The organism is Parvibaculum sp., from assembly GCF_030694575.1.
Lineage (GTDB): Bacteria > Pseudomonadota > Alphaproteobacteria > Parvibaculales > Parvibaculaceae > Parvibaculum.
In genome coordinates this window covers 14,944-31,399 of record NZ_JAUYUS010000009.1, presented here as the reverse complement: position 1 = coordinate 31,399, position 16,456 = coordinate 14,944, and the positions used below count along the sequence as shown (strand labels likewise).

At 65.1% G+C, this 16,456-nt stretch carries 21 protein-coding genes; 16 read left to right on the top strand and 5 right to left on the bottom strand.

The window, feature by feature from the left end; translation table 11 throughout:
* The first annotated feature begins 35 nt into the window (after positions 1 to 35).
* The 4 genes from ykgO (at position 36) to Q8S60_RS01555 (ending at position 3,055) form a co-directional block, all read left to right on the top strand.
* A complete protein-coding gene (gene ykgO / locus Q8S60_RS01570; RefSeq protein ID WP_012110943.1) occupies positions 36 to 161 on the top strand; it encodes a type B 50S ribosomal protein L36 in 126 nt (41 codons plus the stop codon).
* A gap of 176 nt (positions 162 to 337) precedes the next feature.
* Entirely contained in the window at positions 338 to 1,393 is a 1,056-nt protein-coding gene (locus Q8S60_RS01565; protein ID WP_305278350.1) for a trans-acting enoyl reductase family protein, read from the top strand.
* 38 nt (positions 1,394 to 1,431) lie between these two features.
* Positions 1,432 to 2,034, top strand: a complete 603-nt coding sequence (locus Q8S60_RS01560) for a tetratricopeptide repeat protein (protein WP_305278349.1) — start codon at positions 1,432 to 1,434, stop codon at positions 2,032 to 2,034.
* A 1-nt stretch (position 2,035) separates the two neighbouring features.
* Positions 2,036 to 3,055 (top strand): alpha/beta fold hydrolase, encoded by a 1,020-nt coding sequence (locus tag Q8S60_RS01555; RefSeq protein ID WP_305278348.1) that lies wholly within the window; start codon positions 2,036 to 2,038, stop codon positions 3,053 to 3,055.
* 7 nt (positions 3,056 to 3,062) lie between these two features.
* Here the strand turns inward: Q8S60_RS01555 and pyk are convergent, their stop codons facing one another.
* Together pyk and Q8S60_RS01545 are read right to left on the bottom strand one after the other, a co-directional pair.
* A complete protein-coding gene (pyk, locus tag Q8S60_RS01550; protein WP_305278347.1) occupies positions 3,063 to 4,496 on the bottom strand; it encodes a pyruvate kinase in 1,434 nt (477 codons plus the stop codon).
* Positions 4,480 to 5,823 carry a glycerate kinase gene (locus tag Q8S60_RS01545; protein WP_305278346.1) on the bottom strand — a complete coding sequence of 448 codons (1,344 nt, stop codon included), beginning with the start codon at positions 5,821 to 5,823 and terminating at the stop codon, positions 4,480 to 4,482. The genes pyk and Q8S60_RS01545 overlap by 17 nt, the downstream gene beginning before the upstream one ends.
* 20 nt (positions 5,824 to 5,843) lie before the next feature.
* Here Q8S60_RS01545 and Q8S60_RS01540 point away from each other — a divergent pair, with 20 nt between their 5' ends.
* From Q8S60_RS01540 to Q8S60_RS01520, 5 genes are all read left to right on the top strand, one after another.
* Positions 5,844 to 6,683 carry an N-formylglutamate amidohydrolase gene (locus tag Q8S60_RS01540; RefSeq protein ID WP_305278344.1) on the top strand — a complete coding sequence of 280 codons (840 nt, stop codon included), beginning with the start codon at positions 5,844 to 5,846 and terminating at the stop codon, positions 6,681 to 6,683.
* 15 nt (positions 6,684 to 6,698) lie between these two features.
* The gene (locus Q8S60_RS01535) at positions 6,699 to 7,001 is read left to right on the top strand and encodes a DUF1244 domain-containing protein (RefSeq protein ID WP_305278343.1); all 303 of its coding nucleotides are present in this window, start codon (positions 6,699 to 6,701) and stop codon (positions 6,999 to 7,001) included.
* Positions 7,002 to 7,117: 116 nt separating this feature from the next.
* Complete coding sequence (locus Q8S60_RS01530; protein ID WP_012110952.1) at positions 7,118 to 7,375, top strand: DUF2312 domain-containing protein; 258 nt, start codon at positions 7,118 to 7,120, stop codon at positions 7,373 to 7,375.
* Between the two features lie 103 nt (positions 7,376 to 7,478).
* On the top strand, positions 7,479 to 8,114 hold the full coding sequence (locus Q8S60_RS01525) for an N-acetyltransferase (RefSeq protein ID WP_305278342.1): 636 nt from the start codon (positions 7,479 to 7,481) through the stop codon (positions 8,112 to 8,114).
* A 75-nt stretch (positions 8,115 to 8,189) separates the two neighbouring features.
* Complete coding sequence (locus tag Q8S60_RS01520; protein ID WP_305278341.1) at positions 8,190 to 9,068, top strand: ion transporter; 879 nt, start codon at positions 8,190 to 8,192, stop codon at positions 9,066 to 9,068.
* Between the two features lie 16 nt (positions 9,069 to 9,084).
* On the opposite strand, the gene Q8S60_RS01515 is transcribed toward Q8S60_RS01520, so the two are convergent.
* Positions 9,085 to 9,231, bottom strand: coding sequence for a hypothetical protein (locus Q8S60_RS01515; protein ID WP_305278340.1), 147 nt, complete (start codon positions 9,229 to 9,231; stop codon positions 9,085 to 9,087).
* Between the two features lie 166 nt (positions 9,232 to 9,397).
* On the opposite strand from Q8S60_RS01515, the gene Q8S60_RS01510 reads away from it, so the two are divergent.
* The 3 genes from Q8S60_RS01510 to Q8S60_RS01500 all read left to right on the top strand — a co-directional run bounded on the left by Q8S60_RS01510 (position 9,398) and on the right by Q8S60_RS01500 (position 12,165).
* A complete protein-coding gene (locus Q8S60_RS01510) occupies positions 9,398 to 10,711 on the top strand; it encodes a hypothetical protein (protein WP_305278339.1) in 1,314 nt (437 codons plus the stop codon).
* Positions 10,708 to 11,052 carry a helix-turn-helix transcriptional regulator gene (locus Q8S60_RS01505; protein WP_305278338.1) on the top strand — a complete coding sequence of 115 codons (345 nt, stop codon included), beginning with the start codon at positions 10,708 to 10,710 and terminating at the stop codon, positions 11,050 to 11,052. Before Q8S60_RS01510 ends, Q8S60_RS01505 begins: the two co-directional genes overlap by 4 nt.
* 87 nt (positions 11,053 to 11,139) lie before the next feature.
* Positions 11,140 to 12,165 (top strand): permease, encoded by a 1,026-nt coding sequence (locus tag Q8S60_RS01500; protein WP_305278337.1) that lies wholly within the window; start codon positions 11,140 to 11,142, stop codon positions 12,163 to 12,165.
* A gap of 506 nt (positions 12,166 to 12,671) precedes the next feature.
* On the opposite strand, the gene Q8S60_RS01495 is transcribed toward Q8S60_RS01500, so the two are convergent.
* Positions 12,672 to 13,562, bottom strand: coding sequence for an ImmA/IrrE family metallo-endopeptidase (locus Q8S60_RS01495; protein WP_305278336.1), 891 nt, complete (start codon positions 13,560 to 13,562; stop codon positions 12,672 to 12,674).
* Positions 13,555 to 13,893 (bottom strand): helix-turn-helix domain-containing protein, encoded by a 339-nt coding sequence (locus Q8S60_RS01490; protein WP_305278335.1) that lies wholly within the window; start codon positions 13,891 to 13,893, stop codon positions 13,555 to 13,557. Before Q8S60_RS01490 ends, Q8S60_RS01495 begins: the two co-directional genes overlap by 8 nt.
* A gap of 144 nt (positions 13,894 to 14,037) precedes the next feature.
* On the opposite strand from Q8S60_RS01490, the gene Q8S60_RS01485 reads away from it, so the two are divergent.
* From Q8S60_RS01485 to Q8S60_RS01470, 4 genes are all read left to right on the top strand, one after another.
* Positions 14,038 to 14,178: a hypothetical protein gene (locus tag Q8S60_RS01485; RefSeq protein ID WP_305278334.1), complete on the top strand. Its 141-nt coding sequence runs from the start codon at positions 14,038 to 14,040 to the stop codon at positions 14,176 to 14,178.
* Positions 14,179 to 14,244: 66 nt separating this feature from the next.
* On the top strand, positions 14,245 to 14,508 hold the full coding sequence (locus Q8S60_RS01480) for a multiubiquitin domain-containing protein (RefSeq protein WP_305278333.1): 264 nt from the start codon (positions 14,245 to 14,247) through the stop codon (positions 14,506 to 14,508).
* Complete coding sequence (locus Q8S60_RS01475; RefSeq protein WP_305278332.1) at positions 14,483 to 15,655, top strand: ThiF family adenylyltransferase; 1,173 nt, start codon at positions 14,483 to 14,485, stop codon at positions 15,653 to 15,655. Before Q8S60_RS01480 ends, Q8S60_RS01475 begins: the two co-directional genes overlap by 26 nt.
* Positions 15,652 to 16,053 carry a DUF6527 family protein gene (locus Q8S60_RS01470; RefSeq protein WP_305278331.1) on the top strand — a complete coding sequence of 134 codons (402 nt, stop codon included), beginning with the start codon at positions 15,652 to 15,654 and terminating at the stop codon, positions 16,051 to 16,053. The genes Q8S60_RS01475 and Q8S60_RS01470 overlap by 4 nt, the downstream gene beginning before the upstream one ends.
* Positions 16,054 to 16,456 lie beyond the last annotated feature (403 nt).

Here is a 16,456-nt window from a genome sequence, read left to right as displayed (position 1 = left end):
GCATCTTTCCGCGCGGCCCGATCCGAGGTTGAGCCATGAAGATCCGTAACTCATTGAGATCGCTCCGGAATCGGCACAGGGACAACCGTCTCGTGCGCCGCAAGGGACGCGTTTACATCATCAACAAGACCAACCGCCGCTTCAAGGCCCGCCAGGGCTGACGCGCGTATGGCGGCCCTTCGGGGGCGCCGTCTTGAGTTGAAGGCCGCTGCCGCCAGGCAAGCGGCCTTTCTGCTTTTGGGACTTCCGCGTTTGCCTCGCGCGCCCTGTCGCGGCCTAATAGGCGGGGCCACCTGCGTTCGGGGGCGGGTTACATGACGCAAAAAGGGATATCTCGATGAGCGACCGGTTCATGATCTACGGCGCCACCGGCTATACCGGCAAGCTCGTGGCGCGCACCGCGAAGGCGCTCGGCATGAAGCCGCTTCTGGCGGGGCGCAACGAGGCCCGGCTCAAGGCCATCGCCGCCCAGCACGGCTTCGAATACCAGGCGATCGCGCTCGACGAGACCGAAGCGCTGGACGCCGGCCTCAGCCAGGTGGATGTCGTCCTCCATATCGCCGGTCCCTTCTCGCGGACGTCGAAGCCGATGGTGGAGGCCTGCCTCCGTACCGGTACGCATTACCTCGACATCACCGGCGAGATCGACGTCTTCGAGGATTGCGCCGCGCGCGACGAGGCGGCACAGAAGGCGGGCGTCATGCTGATGCCGGGCGTCGGCTTCGACGTCGTGCCGAGCGATTGCCTTGCCGCTCACATGAAAGCGCGGATGCCGGACGCGACGGAACTGACCCTCGGCATTTCCGGCCTTGGCCACATGTCGCACGGCACGGCGAAGACCGGCATCGAGAGCATCGGCAAGGGAACGCGCATCCGCCGCGACGGCCGCATCGTCGCCGCCAAAAAGCCGCTCCGCCGCGACATCGATTACGGGCAGGGCGCGAAACCCTCCATCGCGGTCGGCTGGGGCGACGTTTCGACCGCCTGGCATTCGACCAAGATCCGCGACATCACCGTCTATTTCGAGAGCAATCCGCAGTTCGAGCAGATGGCGAAGATGGGGGCCGTGGCGCGCTGGCTCATGAGCCTCGGGCCGATGCAGCGTGCCCTGAAAAAGCGTATCGAAAAGCAGCCCGAAGGGCCGACCGACGAGCAGCGCCGCGAAGGCTTTGCCGTCCTGTTCGGCGAGGCGGTCAATGCGGAGGGCGAGCGCGTCCAGTCGCGCCTGCGGACGCCGGAGGGCTACACGCTCACTGCCATGACCGGGCTCGAAATCGTTCGCCGCGTTCTCGCGGGCGATGCGCAGCCCGGGTTCCAGACGCCGTCCTCCGTCTTCGGCGCCGATTTCATCACCGGATTCGAGGGCTGCACGCGGCAGGACCTGAACGGCTGATTTGGTCCGGCCCGGTCTTGGCCCTATCATCGCTGTCCATGACCATGCGCTTTTTCCTGTACCTCCTGCTGGTGCTGCCGGGCTTCGCTTCGGCGGCTTCCGCCGTTCGCGCGGAGGAAGCGCCGCCGCCTGCGCAAGGCGAGGAGGAGGCCGATGCGCGGCAGCGCGCGCTCGATCTGTTGTTCGGTCAGCTCGCCGCCGCCGAAAGCGCGGAAGAAGGCCGTGCGGTGGAAAGCGCCATCCAGGCCCTCTGGCTCCAGTCCGGCAGCCCGAGCGTCGATCTCCTGATGGGGCGCGGCCTGGATGCGCTGCACGAGGAAGACTACGACCGCGCCTATTTCTATTTCGATGAAGTGGTGACGCTCTCGCCCGGTTTCGCCGAAGGCTGGAACAAGCGCGCCACCATCCATTACATCCGCGACGATTATGCGTCCGCGTTGCGCGACATCGAGCAGACGTTGCGGCTCGAGCCGCGCCACTACGAGGCGCTCGCCGGGCTCGGCATCATTCTGGAAGAGCTTGGCGACAAGAAGGGTGCGCTCGACGCCTATCGCCGCGCGCTTGCGCTCGATCCCTGGCTGCGGGACGGCAAGTCGCGCATCGAGCCGCTCGAGCTGGAGGTCGAGGGCCGGGGCATCTGACATGACATTTCTGATGATTTTGCTCGGTCTCGGCGGCGCGCTCGCGCTCTATTCGGCATGGGCGCTTGCGCGCGCGGCGACGGCATGGCCGCCGCAAGGCGAGTTCGTTGCGCTCGGCGGCGAATTCGAGGGCACGCGGCTCCATTATGTCGATCGCGGCGAGGCGCGGCCGGGCGTCGCTCCCATCGTCCTCATTCACGGCGCCAGCGGCAATCTGCGCGACATGACGGAAAGCCTTGTGGGGCCGCTGTCGCGCGAAACCCGGGTCGTCGCCATCGACCGTCCGGGTCACGGCTGGAGCGAGCGCGGGCCCCATCTCGACATTGCCGATCCCGCCGTGCAGGCGCGTGCCGTCCGCGAGGCGGTGCATGCGCTCGGTCTCGAGCGGCCGGTCGTTCTCGGCCATAGCTGGGGCGCTTCCGTTGCCGCTGCCTATGCGCTCGCCTTCCCGGACGAACTCACCGGCCTGCTGCCGCTGTCGGGTGCGCTGTATCCCTGGCCGGGTGGCGTCGCCTGGTACCACCCGGTCGTCGCCGCGCCGGTCGTCGGCCCGCTCTTCGTCCGTACCCTGATCGTTCCCGGCGGCAAGTTCCTGATGGGGCCGGGCGTGCGCGGCAATTTCCATCCCGACGAGGCGCCCGAAGGATACGCCCTGAAGACGGCCTTGCCGCTGCTCTTCCGGCCCTCCGAATTCCGCGCCAACAGCGAGGATACGGTCGGCCTCAAGGCGCATCTCGCGCGCCAGAGCGCACGCTATGGCGAGATCGCCGTGCCGACCATCGTCGTCACCGGCAATGCCGACTACACCGTCTCGCCGAAAATCCATTCCTACACGTTTCACAACGCGGTGGCGGGCTCCGAGCTCATCAAGCTCAAGGGCACCGGCCACATGCCGCACCACGCGCGGCGCGACATCGTCGTCGATGCGGCGCTCCGCCTTGCGCGAGGCGAGCGCCCCCGCGCCGGCATGACGACGATTTACGCCGATGGAACGGTGGAAGAAGCAATGGCGGCGGAGTAGGGATACCTCACTCGCCCTGTTCGCGCCGTCCCACGAACGACACCCGCAGCATGTTCGTCGCGCCCGGCGTGCCGAGCGGCACGCCGGCCGTCACCACGATCCGCTGGCCAGGCTGTGCGAAGCCTTCCGAGAAGGCGATGCGCCCGGCGCGATCCGACAGGTCGTCGAGGTCCTTCGCGTCTTCCGTCAGCACGCAATGGAGGCCCCAGACCAGCGCCAGCCGCCGCGCCGTCGCCGGCACAGGCGTCAGCACGATGATCGGCACATGCGGCCGCTCGCGCGCGGCGCGAAGGCCCGTCGAGCCGGAATTCGTCCAGCAGACGATTGCCGCCGCTTTAAGCGTGTCGGCGACGGAATGCGCGGCGGCGCTGATCGCGTCGGCGCCGGTCGCTTCGGGTTCCGCGCGCTGCGCATAGATGATGCCGGGATAGGTCGGATCGCCCTCGACCGACTGCGCCACCCTGTCCATCATCGCCACGGCCTCGACCGGAAACTGTCCCGCCGCCGATTCCGCCGACAGCATGATCGCGTCCGCGCCCTCGAACACGGCGGTCGCCACGTCGGAGACTTCGGCGCGTGTCGGCGTCGGCGCGGAGATCATCGATTCCAGCATCTGCGTCGCCACGACCACCGGCTTGCCGGAGCGCCGCGCCGCGCGCGTCAGGCGCTTCTGCCAGCCGGGCACCTGTTCGAGCGGCAGTTCGACGCCGAGGTCGCCGCGCGCCACCATGATCGCGTCCGAGATTTCGATGATCTCTTCCAGATGTTTCAGCGCCTGCGGCTTTTCGATCTTCGCCATCACGGCCGCGCGTCCGCGCGCGATCTTGCGGGCTTCCGCCACGTCCTCGGGGCGCTGCACGAAGGAAAGCGCCACCCAGTCCACACCGAGTTCGAGCGCCATGTCGAGGTCGCTGCGGTCCTTCTCGGTCAGCGCCGCGAGCGGCAGCACGGTATCGGGCAGGCTCACGCCCTTGCGGTTCGACAGGCGCCCGCCGGTCACGATCTCGGTGTCGATATAATCGTGTCCCTTGCCCTTCACGAGCAGGCGGATCTTGCCATCGTCGAGCAGGAGCATCTGGCCCGCTGTCACCGCGTCGAAGATCGCGGGGTGGGGCAGGGGTGCGCGCGTCTGGTCGCCGGCCTTCTTGCCCATGTCGAGGCGGAAGCGCTTGCCCGTCTCCAGGGTCGCGGCGCCGTCCTTCATTTCGCCGATGCGGAGCTTCGGCCCTTGCAGGTCGGCGAGAATGCCGATGGGCCGTCCGCATTCCTCCTCCACCTGGCGTACGGCGGCATGCACCCGCTTCAGGTTCTTGTGGTCGAGATGGCTCATGTTGAGGCGGAAGACGTCGGCTCCCGCGTCGAACAGCTTCCGGATCATCTCCGGCGTGTCGGAAGCGGGGCCAAGCGTTGCGACGATCTTGACGTTACGGCGGCGAATCAACCTGGTCGCTCCTGTCTGTCTCGGTATTCTCGACCAGTATGACCCGAAAATCGTTCACATTCGTGTAACTCGGCCCGGTCTTCACGAGGTCGCCAAGCTGGCCGAAAAACGTGCCGGAATCGTGACCGTCCAGCATCTTCGCCGGATCGAGCCCGAGGGCACGGGCGCGGTCGAGCGTATCGGGCATGACGATCGCCCCTGCCGGATCGTCGGCCGCGCCGGAGCCGCCGTCGATCCCGTCCGTGTCGCCCGCCAGCGCGGAGATGCCGGGCGTTCCGTCGAGCGCAATGGCGAGCGCCAGCGCATACTCCTGGTTCGGCCCGCCCTTGCCCGCCTTCCCACCATCCTCGAATGTCACCGCCGCCTCGCCCCCCGAAATGATGGCGACGCGGCGTCCTTCGGCCCGTGCCTGAAGGGCCCTCAGGGCATGTTCTTGCGCCAGCTCGCGCGCCTCGCCTTCGAGGGCGTCGCCGAGCGCCACCGGCTCGTAGCCTTCGGCCCGCGCCAGCGCGGCGGCCGCGCCGAGCGAGCCCGTGCCGCTCGCCACCAGCTTGTAGCTTGCATGGGTGAAAATTTCAGCCCCCGGTTTCGGCGTTTCGGGCGCGGCGGCGATTGCCTCGCGCAGCGCGTCGGGCACTGGCGGCCTCAACGCATCGACAACGGCCATCACGCGCGCCTTGCTCGTCGTGTCGGGCACGGTCGGTCCCGAGGCGATGGTACTCGGGTCGTCGCCCGCCACATCCGAGATCGCCAGCGTGAGCGAGCGGGCGGGGTGGATCGTCTCGACGAGCCTGCCGCCCTTGATCCGCGAGATGTGTTTCCTCACGCAATTGATGTCGCCGATGGGCCGGCCGGACGCGAGCAGCGCCCGCGTCAGCAATATCTCGTCTTCGAGCGAGATGCCCTGCACAGGCTGCACGGTCAGCGCGGAGGCGCCGCCTGACAACAGCACCAGCGCGAAATCTTCCGGCCCCAGCCACTCCGCCATGCGCAGGAGCCGCTTCGACGCCGCTTCGCCCGCCGCGTCGGGCACCGGATGCCCGCCTTCCAGCACCTCGACATGCCGTGTGGGGCGCGCATGGCCGTAGCGCGTCAGCGCCAGGCCTTCGATCTGCGTGCCGGGGAATTCCCTGTCGTAGTAATTTTCCGCCGCCGCCGCCATCGCCGCCGCGGCCTTGCCGATCGCGAAGATCACGAGGCGGCCTTCGCCCGGTTTGGGCGGTTCGGGCAGATGCGGCGGCAGGCACGTCTCGGGCAACGCGTCCCGCACCGCCGCGTCGTAGAGGCGTTTCAGCCGCGCCCTCGTTTCCGCATCCCGCGCTTTCATACTTCAGATATAATGCGTGAATGCACGATCTGTCACTTCAGGCCGAAACTTCTCCGCAACAACCTTTCCAACTGGTGAACCCCGACGGGTTGCCGGGCTTTCTGGTGCTGTGCGACCACGCCTCGAATGCCTTGCCGGACGGTTATGGCACGCTCGGACTGCCGCCGGCGGAGTTCGGGCGCCATATCGCCTGGGACATCGGCGCGGCCGGCGTCGCGCGGCACCTGTCGGCGCTGCTCGATTGTCCGGCGGTGCTTGCGCGCTTTTCGCGTCTTCTCGTCGATCTCAATCGCGGCGAGGACGATCCGACCATCGTGATGAAATTGTCCGACGGCGCCATCGTGCCCGGCAATCGCGATGTCGACGCGCATCGCGATGCGGCCGAGTTCGCGCATCGCATCGCCGCCTTCCACGCGCCCTATCACGATGCGGTGGAGAGCATGATCGCGCGCGCTCGCGGCAAGGGCGCCGTTCCGATCCTCATCTCCGTCCACAGCTTCACGCCGCGCTGGCGCGGGAATGTCCGCCCCTGGCACACCGGCATCCTGTGGGACAAGGACGGCCGTCTGCCCGTGCCGCTCATCGCGGCGTTGCGGGCGGAAGGCGATATCGTCGTCGGCGACAACGAGCCCTATACCGGCCGGCTGAAAAACGATTGCCTCTACCGCCACGCCACGATGCACGGGCTGCCGCACGCGCTCATCGAAATCCGGCAGGACCTGATTGAGACGGAAGAAGGGCAGGCAGCATGGGCCGCGCGCTATGCGCGCCATCTCGCCGGGATCGCCGCCATGCCGGGCCTGCGCGACATTCGTCATTTCGGCTCGCATGCCGATCCCGCCCTTCCCGTATCGCCGTAAAGAGAGGACGAGCCCATGGACCAGCCGACGCAAACCGAACTCGAAGCCGCCGCCTTCCGCCGTCTCGTCGGTCATCTGCGCGAGCGTACGGACGTTCAGAACATCGACCTGATGATCCTTGCCGGCTTCTGCCGCAACTGTCTTGCCGACTGGTATCGCGAGGCGGCGGAAGAAAAAGGCATCGGCATCTCGAAAGACGCGGCGCGGGAAGAGATTTATGGCGAACCCTTCGCCCAGTGGAAAGCGAAGCACCAGCCGGAAGCGACGCCCGAACAACTCGCGGCCTTCGCCGAAGCGCAGAAAAAATCTCACGGCTGAGCGCGGTTCTTCCCGACTATCCACAGCTTTCTCGCTGCCGCATATTGCCGCCGCGCGCGGGCGGCACTATCGTCGCGACCCTCACTCATGTACCTGCATAATTGGAGCGACGCATCATGGCGGACGGCAATACCCCCAATACAGGCGTCGCGCATGACCAGCTTCGTTCCATCGTCGAGCGTATCGAGCGTCTCGAGGAAGAGAAAGCGGCGCTCGCGAACGACATCAAGGAAGTCTATGCCGAGGCGAAGGGCAACGGCTTCGACACCAAGACGCTGCGTCAGGTCGTGCGCATCCGCAAGCAGGACAAGGCCGAGCGTCAGGAGCAGGAAGCGATCCTGGAGCTTTACCTCAGCGCCCTGGGCATGGCCTGATCTCTCATCTCCGGGAAAGGCGCGGCGATCCGTCTCGCACCGTCCCCGTTTTCCTTTCGCCGCGCCGTGCTAGTTTCGCCCGAATAAAAAAGGGAGAGAAACGATGACGGTCATGAACGCGGATACCATCGCGCTGGCGGAAGCAGGCCCCGGCGAGCCGGATGTCGCCGCCCGTCTCATCTACGACACCGGCTCCTATGTCTTCGATTGTCTCTATAACCGCGACTTTGCCGCTTTCCTGAAGATCACCGGCGCCCTCTGGCAGCGCGATACGGGCGCCTTCTCGCATGTCCATGCGAAGGCCGCGCTGCATGACGGCCGCCTCGCCGGCATTGCGCTCGGCTTTCCGCAATCGCTCTACGAACAGGAATTCGGCACGGCCATGATGGCGATGGCGGAGATGGCGAGCCCCGAACTGCTCGCGCATCTGCCCAGCGTCGCGAGCCATGTTCCCTGGCTCTTCCCGGAAGTGCCGGACGATGCCTGGTATCTCCTCTTCCTCTCGGCCCACCCGGAGGCGCGTGGACGGGGCATCGGCGAGAAGCTGCTGCTCGACTGCTTCGAGCGCGCACGGAAGGCGGGCTGTGCCTCGCTCCATCTCGACGTCGCGTCGGTCAATCCGGCGGTGCGTTTCTACGAGCGCATGGGGCTCGAGCGGATCGCGGAAACCGCCGTGCCGAAAATCGCGGCCTCCCACGGCGTGCCCTCGCATATCCGCATGGTGAAGCATCTGGTGTGACGGGGGGCGCTTGCATCGCGGCCTTCCCTCGCCTATCTCGGCGAAGGGTTCCACCGCATCGAAGGCCAGGCATTCATGACCGTCACCGAAACCGAACCGGGCAGCCAGCGCGCGCGCGCCGCTTCGCTGGTCGGAACATCCTGGTTCCAGAACGCCATTACTGCGGTCATTCTCGTCAACGCTGTCACGCTCGGCCTCGAAACCTCGGCGGCGGCGATGGAAGCGGCCGGCCCCGTCCTCATCCTGACAGACCGCATCGCGCTCGCGATCTTCGTCGCCGAGATCGCGCTGAAGCTCTTCGCCGCGCGGCTGCGCTTCTTCCGCGACGGCTGGAATGTCTTCGACTTCATCATTGTCGGCATTGCGCTGGTGCCGGCCGCCGGGCCGCTCTCGGTGCTCCGCGCGCTGCGCATCCTGCGCGTGCTCCGGCTTCTCTCGGTCGTGCCGTCGCTGCGGAAAGTGGTCGCCGCGCTTTTCGGCGCGCTGCCCGGCATGGGCTCGATCATCGCCGTGCTCTCCCTCGTCTTCTATGTCGGCGCCGTCCTCTCCACCAAGCTCTTCGGCGATACCTTCCCCGACTGGTTCGGCACCATCGGCGGCTCGATGTATTCGCTCTTCCAGATCATGACGCTGGAAAGCTGGTCCATGGGCATCGTGCGGCCGGTGATGGAGGTCTATCCCTATGCCTGGGTCTTCTTCGTGCCCTTCATCGTGATGACGAGCTTCATGGTGCTGAACCTCTTTATCGCCATCATCGTGAATTCCATGCAGTCGCTGCATGACGAGGAGCAGAACGCGGCGCAGGATGCGCGCGACGAACGCGCACGCGCCGAGCGCACGGAAATCGAACGCCGGGCGCATGCCGAACGCGAAGCCACCGCGGCGGATGTCCGCGCCATGCGCGCCGAACTCTCGGACCTCAAGCGGATGATCGAGGACCGGCTCGGGCGGTAGCGGCCGAATGCCGGGCTCAGGCCCGCTTCTCCGCCGCCCGCTCCGCCAGCGCGCGGATGTCGCGTTCATGGACGCCGTCGCGGCGCATCACGAGGCGCACCACCGGGTCCACCAGCAATTCCTCGAGCGACAATTCCCTGACGATGCTTTCCCTGAGCGACATGATCCACCTCGCGCGATTTCCGGCATTATGCCTAGTTGCGAACAATTCGCAACTGGAAAATGGGGTGCCTGCCGGCCGGTACAAGGCCGCCCCGCAAAAAAAACCTTGCCGTCGGCCTCCTTCCACCCATATAACGATAATTCTGGTTATATCGTCAGAGTGCCCCATGCAGCCCATCGACGTCGCCACCATCGCCCGCCTCAACGAGGAATGTTTCTGCCTGCCGCTGGAGCGTGCCGCACTTCAGGCCGCCGCTGCCGCGCGGCTCGGGGCGGAGGCGGGGGCTTCCGCGGCGGGCGAGCTCGAGGCGCTGTCGGCCGGGCAGCCGCTCTTTCTGCCCACCTCCCTGCGCGACGATCTCTTCCATCGCGCCCGTGCCGTCGGTGCGCTGCTGCTGGCGCTTGCCGCCACGCGGGCCCGCGCGGCGCGGCGCCCCTTCGACCCCGAGGCGCTCGCCGCCGCCGGCACCTATAACAGTTTCGATTTCCACCTCGCCGCCAGCGGCCCGAAGCTCATCGAGGTCAACACCAATGCGGGCGGCGCCTTCCTGCAGCCGCTCTTCCTCGATGCCGTTTCCCCCGCGCGCACGAGCGGAGGCTTCGCGCCGGAAGAGATGCTGCTCGATGCCTGGGCGCGGCTTCGCCCCGGCCGCCCGCTTCGCCGCGTCGCCATCGTGGACGACGCGCCCGAAACCCAGGCCCTCTATCTCGACATGCGCCTTTGCGCCGCCGCCCTCGAAGCGCGCGGGATCGCCGTCGACATTCTCGACCGGGCCGCGCTTCGCCGCGAGGGCGGCGCGCTTCTCGGGCCGCGCGGTCCCATCGACATGGTCTATAACCGGCTCGTCGATTTCCATCTGCGCGAGCCCGAAAGCGCCGCGCTCAAGGGTGCCTGGGAAGCAGGCGAGGCCGTCGTCGCGCCGAACCCCGATGTCTACCGCGCCTTTGCCGACAAGCACCTCCTGATCGCCTTGAGCGACCCGGAAGCCGCCGCCGCGCTCGCCGCCGAGGCGCATGCCGACGCCGCCCTCGTCCTCGACACCGTTCCGCATACGGAGCTTGTCGGCCCCGCCAGCGCGGAGCGCCTGTGGGAAGCGCGCCGCGACTATGTCTTCAAGCCGGCGGAAGGCTATGCCTCGCGCGGCGTCTATCGCGGCGACAAGATCAGCCGCAAGAAGTGGTGCGAGATCGCAGGCGAGGCCTATCTCGCGCAGCGTTTCGCCGAGCCCTCGCAGCGCGCCCTGCTTCTCGCGGGCGGCCCCGCCGCGCACAAGGCCGATATCCGCGTCTGGGCGCATGGCGCCGAGCCCCTCTTCGCCGCCGCGCGGCTCTATGGCGGCCAGGTCACGGGCTTCCGGGGCGAGGGTGCCGGCTTCGCGCCGATCCTCTGGCTCGAAAGCGCCACGGCGGATGCAGGCTGCGCCGAAGCCGGCTGCGCCGAGGCCCAATGTACGGACACCGCCTGCGGAGCAACGGCATGAGCGCGAGAAACACGGCCCTGAAAGCCGCCCCGAAGAAATCCGCCGATCTCGACCGCACGGCCCAATGCCTCGAGGCGCTGGGACAGCCGGTCCGCCTCGCCGTCTACCGCTCGCTGGTGCGCGCCGGGCCGGAGGGCCGCTCGGTCGGCGAGCTGCAGGAAATGCTCGAGATCCCGCGCTCGACGCTCTCCTTCCATCTCAGGCGCCTGATCGAGGTCGGCCTCGTCGTGCAGGAGCGCCACGGCACCACCCTCATCTGCCATGCCGACATGAGGGTCATGGACGCGACGCTCGGCTTCCTCATGCGCGAATGCTGCGCCGACCGCCGCCGTCCCGGCTAATCATTCAAGAGGTTTGAAACCGGCCTGCGAAACCGGATTTTTCGCACCCTCAAATAACGGTAAAACTGGAAATATGGAGATAGCAAGATGACTGTTCTCGTCCGCCGCATGGCCGATGCGGCAATCGGTTTCGACCGCGTGGTGATCGCCTTTCTGGCGGTTCTCGCCCTTGTCGCGCTTGCCGCGCCTTCGCAACTCGCGCCGAGCCTCGGCTTCACCGCGCAAAGCCTCCTCAAGATCGCGCCCTTCCTCGCCTTCTCCGTGCTGCTGGCGGGCTTCGCCAAGGCGAGCGGCATGGACAATCTGATCGCGCGCGTCTTCACCGGCGCCACGCCGCAGATGATCCTCGTCGCGGCGCTCTTCGGCGCGCTCTCGCCCTTCTGCTCCTGCGGCGTCATCCCGATCATCGCGGCGCTTCTCGCCATGGGCGTGTCGCTGCCGGCCGTCATGGCTTTCTGGCTTGCCTCGCCGATCATGGACCCGTCCATGTTCGTGCTGACCTCGGGCATCCTCGGGCCGGAATTCGCGCTCTACAAGACCTTCGCCGCCGTCGCCATCGGCCTCCTCGGCGGCTTCCTCGCCTGGGGCGTGCAGGCGGCGGGCGGCTTCACCGATGTGCTGCGCGACAGCGTCTCCAATGGCGGCTGCGGCGGCGGCGTGGTGCGCGATCCGAAGCCCGTCGCCTGGCGCTTCTGGCAGGAGCCGGCGCGGCTCGAAACCTTCCGCACCGCCTCGCTCGACATCGCTCTCTTTTTGGCCAAGTGGCTGGCGCTCGCCTTCCTGCTCGAAAGCCTGCTGGTCGCCTGGCTTCCCGCCGAAACGGTGATCCGCTTCGTCGGCACCGACGGCATCCTCTCCGTCGGCGCGGCGGTGCTGGTCGGCGTGCCGGCCTATCTCAACGGCTATGCGGCGCTGCCGCTCGTCTCGGGCTTCATCGACCAGGGCATGGCGCCCGGCGCCGGCATGGCCTTCCTGCTCGCGGGCGGCGTCACCAGCGTGCCGGCCGCCATGGCCGTCTTCGCGCTCGTCCGCCTCCCCGTCTTCGCGCTCTACATCGGCACGGCGCTTGCCGGCGCCTTCCTGCTCGGGCTGGGCTTCATGGCGGTGGGCTAGGGCCCGCGCCTCCGGCGCCCGCGCGCCAAAATCATCTCCCTCTCCCCCCGGGGAGAGGGGTGAGAGGCGTCTTGCGGCACGCAAGCGAAAAGGCCCGGTGGGCCTTTTCGAGTTCGACCGCCCGCTTCAGCCTGCGGGAAGGCGAGGGGGCGCCGCAAATTTCATTTCCCTCTCCCCTCGGGGAGAGGGAGGGAACGGCCGCAAGGCGGCCGTGGAAGGGTGAGGGGGCGCCGCGAAACGGAACGTAGTTATGCACACTGTCCCGATGCCGGAGCGGCGTGAGCCCGTGCAGGCGGGAGGGGTGAGGGCCTCATGGAAAAAGTCCGACGGATATTTTCTGCCTCAAACGCGCGTCGCCCCTTACCTGGCCGTCTAAAGAGCTGCTTTGCGCCAAGAGCGGACGTTCCGCGAGCTCGACCGGAACAGTGGCACATTGCGATAATGGTAGGTCGACGTTCGTCCGTGTCGAGCTGTTCGACTACGTCGTAGCCCGGGACCTGAGGATACTAGCGACCGTAAGCGAACTTCGGGGTGTAGCTCTCGATCAGATTTGCCTCTTCATCCGCGTCCTCGTCAGCATGATCTTCGGCTAAGGCGTCGCTCGAAAACACCGTCAGCGTACAGCCGAACGAGCCAAGTCCGACGATCTCCTCATCGAGGCGAATTTGCTTGGAGCCGTCGAACCAGTCGGCAAGTGTGGTCTCGGTGGTCTGCCGCTTGCCGTAGCGAACGTTGTTTGAATCGCTGTTGAAGTCCCGCGTCGCACTGAGAGGTAGGGGCGAGCCCTTGCGCAGAAACGTGAGCGGTTTGCCGAGCCCTTTGAAGCCTTCGGACATGAAGCAATAACAAACGTCCGATCCCTGGCTCACGACGATGGCCATTGGGTAAGGGCTACACTCGGCGGCGCGGATCGCCGCAGCGGTGAATGAGCATTGCGATCGATTGGCGAGCTGCTCGACACCGGCAAGTCCAATGACTCCGCATGTCAGCTCCTTCTTCACGAGTTGGGTGGGCATCAAGAGGCCCGAGGCAAAATGATCGGCCTCGAGTTCGATGGAATTATCGCCCTGACGGAAGCCTGCCCGCGAGACATGCATCTTGGCTGATTTCAGGATTTCCTCGGGATGACCGTCCAAGAAGTAATGTCCCAGCTCATGCGCCACGGTGAAGCGCTGGAACCCTTCGCTCTCGATGTGGGTGGCATAGAAGATCGATGGCACGTCCTCATCGAAGATGATTCCACCGCTGACACCCTTGATCTCGGCGGGCTTCGGAACGATCAGGATGCCCTCGGACTCAGCGATGGCGAACGGATTAACCGGGAAAGCCGTATAACCTTTCTCGGCGGCGACGCGCTCGCCGTGCTGTCGCGCCTTTGTGAGCTGGAACTTAGCCATCGCCGCCCTTCTTCTTGTTGATGAGGTCGATCATCATCTGGATATGTTCGCGGTCGCCCGCCGACAGATTTTCCTCACCGCGAAATGCGGTCGTCGCGCCCTTCATGGTGGGCGAACGTCCCAGAAGGTAGTCTGCCGACACTTCTAGGGCCTTGGCCAGCGCCCGGACATTTGCGAACGACGGTTTGCGCCTGTTCTTTTCAAAATGCCCTATAGCGGCGGGTTGCAGCCCCGATGCCTTCGCGAGCTCAGTCTGGTTCAGCCCCCTTGCTTCACGGGCGGCCAGCAACCGATCCCCAAATTCGAGTCCATTCTCCGGCTTGTTTGACACGACGTTCCTGACTATGTTATTCCTACGAATACGTAGGATGCTGGCCGCCACCGCTAGGTGGCTTTTTCAGACCCGGATATCCTACGTATTCGTAGGATACGATACTACCAGTTTGACGTTTAGGTCAATGTTCCCGGAAAGGGGGTGAGTGGTTTGGCGAAGTCGGAAGTGACCAGCAAGAAGGCTGCCTCGGCGGCGTCGAAGGTCCTGCGGGACCCGAAGGCGAGTAAGGCGGCAAAGACGGCAGCGGGTTCGGCGCTCACCCAGCGTCCGGACAAGAAGTAGAAAATCCAGCGGGTGGCAGGTTAAGCAGAACCTGCCACCCATCTTCGACGCGAAAGGAACAGGCAAATGACCAACGAAGAGAAGGATAAGAAAAAGACGGTCACCATCGTCATCGATGGAACCCCGTACGAGGTCGAGAAAGATGACATGACGTACGTGGAACTCGTAACGCTGGCGGACCCCGAGTATCCCCAGCATCCGGAGACGACCTATTCGGTCACCTACAAGCGCGGTCAGGGCAACAAGCCCGAGGGCACGCTGTCGCCGGGCGGCACTGTGAAGATCAAGAATGGCATGGTGTTCAATGTTTCAAGAACTGGTCAAGCATAACAAGGACATCGAACAGCTGCTTGTGAAGGGCTACGCGCTCGCGCTCGACAGCGGCCACCTGGTTGTCCGGGACATTCCTTATCTCGACGACAAAGGCGAGCTCTGCTGGGGCGCGATCGTGTGCACGTTGAAGTCCACGGACAAGAAGCGCTTTGTCATGAAGAACCATCAGATCTACTTCGCGGGCTCGCACCCGTACGGTCTTGATGGTAAGCCCATCCCCAACCTTGCCGGTGGGTCACACAGCCTTTCCTTGATCAGCACCGACGTGGTCGTGCAGCGGTCGATGTCGAACAAGCCGACTGGCGGTTATCCTGATCATGTCGCTAAGATCGATCGCTACGTGGCCATTCTTAGCGGCCCCGCGATGGAACGCTATGGGGTAACTCCCCTCACTTTCCGACAGGTGAAATCGGAAGGTGAAGAATCGGTCTTCAAATTCGCCGATACGCTGACCAGCAGCGCCGAGATCGGCGACTTGGCACAGTTCTTCAAAAATGAGGTTGTCGCCATCATCGGCCTCGGCGGCACCGGCTCGTACGTGCTTGATTACATGGCCAAGACGCCGGTCGCGCGCATCCTCGGCTTCGACCGCGATCTCTATCATGTTCACAACGCTTTTCGTTCGCCGGGCAGACTGGCGGATGATGGCGAACTCGATCATTCGAAGGCTGAGGTATATCAGGGGCGGTACGAGAACTTCCGGCACGGCATCACGCTCCTGTCGAAATTCATCGATGAATCCTGTATCGAGGAGCTGAAGGACGTGACATTTGCCTTTGTCTGCGTCGATAAGGGCAGCTCGCGGCGGGGGATTTTCGATCTGCTGATGAAGTTGCAAATCCCGTTCATCGATGTTGGCATGGGTCTCAATCGCAAGCAGTATGCGATCAACGGCACGCTGCGCGCCACCTACTATGAGCCAGCCAATGCACAGACGATGCGGGATCGTAACCTGGCCGAACTTTCCGACCATCCCGATGACGAGTATCGAGTCACGGTGCAGACTGCCGAGCTGAACGCTCTCAATGCCTGTCTTGCCGTCATTCGATACAAGCAGCTCAAAGGGTTCTATCTCGACGAGAATGGCTTCGATCACTTCCTCTTCAAGGTCAACGACCTCAAGATTCACGGTGAGCCCAGATGATCGAGTCTTTCCGCCTCGAACGTGTGGAGTACGTTCCCAAAACCCTTAAGCCCGGAGTGCTTTATGTGGCCGCCGAGTTCGATATCGCCGCCCACCTTTGCGCGTGCGGATGCGGAACGAAGGTGACGACACCGCTCGGTCCCACGGAATGGCAGGTGAGCGATACCGCCGGCGGGCCGACCCTCGATCCATCTGTCGGAAACTGGCAGCTGACATGTCGTTCTCACTACTTGATTACAGGCGGCAAGACGCTTTGGGCAGGCCAATGGAGCGAAGCGCGTATCGAGGCTGGTCGCAATGCGGAGCAGAAGCGGCGGGAGGTCTACTACACTGCCCGTGCGCACGATCGCAAATGGTGGGTTCGGCTTGGCAGGTGGTTGCGCGAGCTGTTTCAGTAGCTCAATTGAAGTGATAGAGCGGAGCGGCTCGTGACGTCCCATGCTACTGGTTAAAACCTTTGGCGTGACGAACTGGCATAAAGCTCCCGAATGACCACTTCGGGTCAGAAGCGGTCGAAAAACGAAGGGCCGGAGGATCGGTGGGATGATCCCGAAGCCGAAGTTAAGATCGGGCCTGCCTTATCCCCCTGTATCCTCCTCGCCACATACATTCCTGCCACATGGTGTTCGCGCCACAGCGGGGACAAGTGTGGCGCGGTGAGCCGGGGCAGGGCGGGGACAAGTGTTGCAGGCGGGGGTCGCGCTGGCGACGGGAACGTCCGGCGGACGGGGTGCGGGGCGGGGATAAGTCCGTCTACGGATGATTATGACAATCCCGTGACAATTCGATGACAATCGCCCT